The organism is Pedobacter sp. 01T416_2 (genome assembly GCF_056398925.1).
The window spans coordinates 1-5,515 of the sequence record NZ_JBFTQI010000386.1; the positions used below are offsets into that span (position 1 = coordinate 1).

Here is a 5,515-nt window from a genome sequence, read left to right on the forward strand (position 1 = left end):
TGGGTTTATTGATGAGTAACTTATTAGCCCGTTAATGATAGTCATTATTCTTCGACTTCGCTCAGAATGACAAAAACGAGGGATATATTTCGTGCCTTCGGTGTTTCCGTGGCAAAAAATTAAAGTCTTAGCGAGACATTAAGACTAGGTTAGTCCATACCTGATGCATAGCAAGACATTTATCTCACAACATAGCCGATCAAATGCCTCTCCTAAGAAAAGTCAATGGCATTGATTAAACGTGTTTACCTTTCACAATTAAAACATTGCTCCCGGAAGTTTTCCCAATTCGTGAATGCAGCCGAAAGAATGAAATCTTCTTTTATGGATTTTGTTGAAATGGTTTGAAGATTCAAACGAAAATGGATTAAGGATAAACTTGTAAATGTGTTTCCTTTCTTCATTCAATTTTTCTTCCTGCTTCGCGTTCTCTAGATTTTGATTGTTTTGGCTCTTTTCCATGACGATATAGATTGTTGAAAACATGGTTAGTTTTCAGGGTTAACAATTTTAATCAGAATGCCTTTTTAACTGCACAATGCGCGAATAAAAAAGCTATTTAAAATTTGCTTAACCTTATACCACGGGAAATTTGATAAGGTTTCGTTCTGGAACAACATTAAAATGGCGTGGATTGCCTTTATCTTAATTAAATATAAGTTTTATTTTTGAGTTTTGCAAGAGTTTTTTTGCTTCGACATAAGCGGTAACTATTTCAAACGCGATTTTTTATTTTGGAAATCAGGTACAGTGGTATTTAGGCAAGTACCGTCCTGCTCTCCACTTTATCCCGATGAAGAATCGGGATGCTCGTTCTGATCAGGTTTAGGTGGCACAGCTTGTAATTCTATTATGGGCTGCAGAGCGTAGAGATTTGTTTTAAAGTTAATTCTTCTTTTTGCGTTATGCCGTAACCTTAAATAGCAGCACCGACATCTGTATGTAAACCTGATTGAAGTGTAAAGCTCACAGCGCAGCGAGGACTTGAAATGGAAAGCAGGACTAACCTCAAAATGAAATGCTGCCTTTGCCTTCCAAAAAAATCAGCTATTTTTTTTTCAACAAAAAAAAGTCCCGATTCTCACCGGGACTCTCCTATTTGGTTAATGATATTTTAAGCCAAAGCATTTTGCTTTACTACCATTTTAACTTTTTCTATTACATAATCTAACTCTTCCTTTGTAGTGTATTTGCTAAATGAAAAGCGCACCGAAGGACGGTTTGGATCGGCATTAATACCGTTTAACACATGCGAGCCAATATTTGAACCAGAAGAGCAAGCACTGCCACCAGAAGCACAGATACCATTGATGTCTAAATTAAACAACAACATATCAGCCATATCCATCTCAGGGAACGATACATTCAGTACAGTATATAAACTTTTATCGGCATCGGTTTCGCCATTAAAAGCAATACCCGGGATTTCGGCGATTAACTGTGCTTTCAGGTAATCTTTTAAGCCCTGAATATAGGCCTGATGCTGATCCATTTCAGCATAAGCAATTTCTAAAGCCTTAGCTAAGCCCACAATACCATATACATTTTCGGTACCGCCACGCATGTTGCGTTCTTGAGCCCCACCATAAATCATCGGTGGAATTTTAATGTTACTGTTTACATATAAAAAGCCAACACCTTTAGGTCCGTGGAGCTTGTGCGCTGCGCAAACAATAAAATGTGCTTTAAGCTCGCGTACGTTATGCGGGTAATGCCCCATGGTTTGAACGGTATCGGCATGGTAAATGGCATTGTATTTCTCGCAGATATCGCCAACTTTAACCATATCGGTCAGTGTACCCAATTCGTTATTGGCATGCATTAACGAAACAAAAGTACGCTCGTTATTTTGAAGCAGTTCTTCTAAATGGTTATAATCAATATTCCCTTTTTCGTCAATATTAACGAAACTTAATTTATCGATTTCACCATTTTTAAGCATCGTATTTAAAGTATGCTCGACGGCATGGTGTTCTATTTTCGAAGTTATGGCATGTTTTATGCCATAGGCGGCGATACCACAACGGATGGCTGTATTATCGGCCTCGGTGCCTCCAGAAGTAAAAAACACTTCGGATGGAGATGCATTTAACAGACCAGAAACGGTTTTACGGGCTTTTTCTACCAGCGTTCTTACCTCGCGGCCAAGCGCATGAATGGCAGATGGATTACCAAAATAGTTTTCCATTACATTTGTCATTTCTGCAATTACTGCTGCATCTAAAGGCGTTGTGGCCGCATTATCTAAATAGACCCTTTTCATTTCTACGAATATTTAAAAGTTAGTGTGTTGCAAAGATACCTTGCTAGTGGCAGTCTTTGTTTTAAATGTTCAGGGTTTAATCGTTTCATTAAACCCTGAACAGGTATGCTTAATCCTGAAATCCTTTAGAGATTAAAGGTGTAATATTTCTTTAATGTCAGAAATAATTTTGTTAGCCAAATTTTCGGCAATGGTTTCATTTTCTGCTTCACTGTAAATCCTGATAATCGGTTCAGTGTTCGAACGGCGCAAATGTACCCAAGTTTTATCAAATTCTATCTTCAATCCATCAATTGTACTGTATGGCTGATTTTTATACTTTTCTTCTACCTGTTTCAACAGATTATCGATATCCATTTCTGGCGTAAGGGTAATTTTGTTTTTAGAAATGTGGTATTGTGGATAGCTGGCTCTTAATACCGAGATCGATTTGCCAAATTTAGCTAAATGTGTTAAGAATAAGGCAATGCCAACCAAGGCGTCTCTTCCATAGTGCGATTCGGGATAAATGATCCCACCGTTCCCTTCGCCACCAATAATGGCATTTGTTGCCTTCATTTTGTTCACTACATTCACCTCTCCTACTGCTGATGCATTGTATTCTGCTCCTGCTTTTTCGGTCACATCGCGTAATGCACGTGTTGATGAAAGGTTTGAAACCGTATTTCCTGGTGTATTTTTCAATACATAATCGGCAACAGCAACCAAAGTATATTCTTCGCCGAACATGCTGCCATCTTCGTTCACAAAACATAAACGGTCAACATCCGGATCAACAACAATCCCTAAATCGGCATTTTGTTTCTGAACTTCTTTCGATATTTCGGTTAAATTTTCTGGTAGTGGTTCAGGATTGTGTGGAAAATGTCCATCTGGTGTACAATATAATTCTACCACCTTGCTCACACCCAAAGCTTTTAATAAAGCAGGGATAAAAATACCGCCGGTTGAATTTACGCAGTCGATTACGACTTTAAAATCGGCCTTTTTAATTGCCTCAACATCAACTAATGGTAATGCTAAAACTTTATCGATGTGTTTTTGAAGGTAAGTATCGTTTTTAATTACTTTACCCAATTTATCTACATCAGCAAAATCAAAATCAGCGCTTTCTGCCAAATCTAAGACTTCTTTTCCATCAGCGTCGCTAATAAATTCACCGCTTGCATTTAGTAATTTTAAGGCATTCCATTGTTTTGGGTTATGGCTTGCGGTTAAAATGATACCGCCACCTGCTTTTTCATCAGGTACAGCTACTTCTACAGTTGGCGTGGTTGATAAACCTAAATCGATTACCTCAATACCCAAGCCCTGTAAAGTTCCGATAACCAGGTTATTCACCATCTCCCCCGAAATGCGGGCATCGCGACCTAAAACTATTCTTTTATTGCCTGTTTTTTGTACCACCCAGCTACCAAAGGCCGCTGTAAATTTCACAATATCAAATGGGGTTAAGCCGTCTCCAGCCCTTCCGCCAATGGTTCCTCGTATTCCTGAAATTGATTTTATTAAAGTCACTGTATATAATTTAATTGAGGCTCAAAAATAAGAAAAAAAACAAGATAGCAGCTATTTAGGAGTGTTTGTGCACTTTAATTTACATTGCTTTTATATCTATTTGCACGATCATTTTTCTAGAATTGAGACTATGGTCAAAAACAAACGTGTGTTTAATCGGATACCGTATTCACAATATTCTTGCAACTTTATTGCATAAAAGCATATTCTAACTTTACTAGCGACTGTAAAACCTTATATTTGCATCTTTTTAAGATACAAACGGCTTTTATATGCAACGCAAGTGGTTTCAATATTGGTTTAATTCGCCATATTATCATATTCTTTATCAACAACGAAATGATGCTGAAGCCGAATTTTTCATCGATAAACTTACGGAATTTTTACACCCAAGGCCAGATGCTAAAATGTTGGATATTGCCTGTGGCAAAGGCCGACATTCAATCTATTTAAACAAAAAAGGCTTCGATGTTACCGGAATAGACCTTTCGGAACAAAGTATAAAATACGCTAAGCAATTCGAAAACAATAAATTACATTTTCTTGTACACGATATGCGCAGGTTATTTTACATCAATTACTTTGATGTGGCCTTAAATCTGTTTACCAGTTTTGGTTATTTCGATACCGAAAAAGACCATGTAAATGCACTTAAAACCTTTCGAAAATGCTTAACAGCTGAGGGGATTTTGGTGCTCGATTATTTTAATACCGAAAAAATTATCCGCAACTTAAATCATTGCGAAACAAAATCGCTTGATGGCATAACTTTTAATATCACCAAAAATGTGATCGACGGAAAAATTATCAAAAAGATAAATTTCGAAGACAAACAAAAGGTATACAATTTCGAAGAACGGGTGCAGGCATTTAGTTTTGAGGATTTCCAGCGCATGCTAACCAAGGCAGGGATGGTTATCGAAAAAACTTTTGGCAGTTATGGTTTAGACGATTTTGACGAAAACAGTTCAGACCGGTTAATTTTAATCTGTAAAAAAGCATGATAGAAAGCATACAGCAATTTGATGTAGAATTGTTCTTGAAAATCCACCGTGGGCTTTCAAACAGCTTTTTTGATTGGTTGATGCCTTTAATGCGTAACCGTTTCTTTTGGTCGCCCCTTTACCTTTTTATTGTTGTTTTTTGTATTAAACAGTATAAAAAACAAGGTTATTACATTATCGGCATGGTTCTCTTTACCTTCGCCATGGGCGATTTAATTGCGTCGAGAGTAGTGAAACCTTGGGTAGCCCGGGTTAGGCCCTGTAATGATTTAAGTTTGGCGAACGATATTATCCACCGTGTTCCCTGTGGAAGTGGCCTGAGCTTTCCGTCTGCACATGCCACCAATCACTTTGCGATTGCCGTTTTTTTAATCTGCATTTTTTATAGCCGATGGAAACCTATTTTGCCTATTGGTATTTTCTGGGCGCTTATCATCAGTTTTGCACAGGTATATGTTGGTGTTCATTATCCTGTTGATGTAACTACCGGTGCTTTACTAGGCATTACCATAGGGATTATCTGTTCTAGAATATTTAAAAAATTACAACCTGATTTTTAACTTATGGAAATCTGGAAACTCTGCGTACTCTTTTTCTGTGCCTTTTTAGGTGGGACAGCTATATTTTTAGTAAAGAGCGATAAATCTAAACTACTGAAACTGATTTTGTCTTTCAGTGGGGCCTATTTATTTGCCATTACAGTTTTACATTTAATTCCTGACGCTTACAG

4 protein-coding genes and 1 pseudogene are annotated in these 5,515 nt (G+C 37.5%); 3 read left to right on the forward strand and 2 right to left on the reverse strand.

Annotated features, from left to right (window positions below):
- Positions 1–1,114 precede the first annotated feature (1,114 nt).
- Together AC1DPQ_RS16155 and glmM are read right to left on the reverse strand one after the other, a co-directional pair.
- Positions 1,115–2,263: a cysteine desulfurase family protein gene (locus tag AC1DPQ_RS16155; RefSeq protein WP_477584930.1), complete on the reverse strand. Its 1,149-nt coding sequence runs from the start codon at positions 2,261–2,263 to the stop codon at positions 1,115–1,117.
- Positions 2,264–2,395: 132 nt separating this feature from the next.
- Positions 2,396–3,781, reverse strand: a complete 1,386-nt coding sequence (gene glmM, locus AC1DPQ_RS16160) for a phosphoglucosamine mutase (RefSeq protein WP_230145128.1) — start codon at positions 3,779–3,781, stop codon at positions 2,396–2,398.
- A 272-nt stretch (positions 3,782–4,053) separates the two neighbouring features.
- Between glmM and AC1DPQ_RS16165 the strand changes: the two genes are divergently transcribed.
- The 3 genes and pseudogenes from AC1DPQ_RS16165 to AC1DPQ_RS16175 all read left to right on the forward strand — a co-directional run.
- Positions 4,054–4,785: a class I SAM-dependent methyltransferase gene (locus AC1DPQ_RS16165; RefSeq protein ID WP_215132489.1), complete on the forward strand. Its 732-nt coding sequence runs from the start codon at positions 4,054–4,056 to the stop codon at positions 4,783–4,785.
- A complete protein-coding gene (locus AC1DPQ_RS16170) occupies positions 4,782–5,345 on the forward strand; it encodes a phosphatase PAP2 family protein (protein ID WP_230145126.1) in 564 nt (187 codons plus the stop codon). Before AC1DPQ_RS16165 ends, AC1DPQ_RS16170 begins: the two co-directional genes overlap by 4 nt.
- Positions 5,346–5,348: 3 nt before the next feature.
- Positions 5,349–5,515 (forward strand): annotated as a pseudogene (locus AC1DPQ_RS16175) (ZIP family metal transporter); the annotation flags it as partial.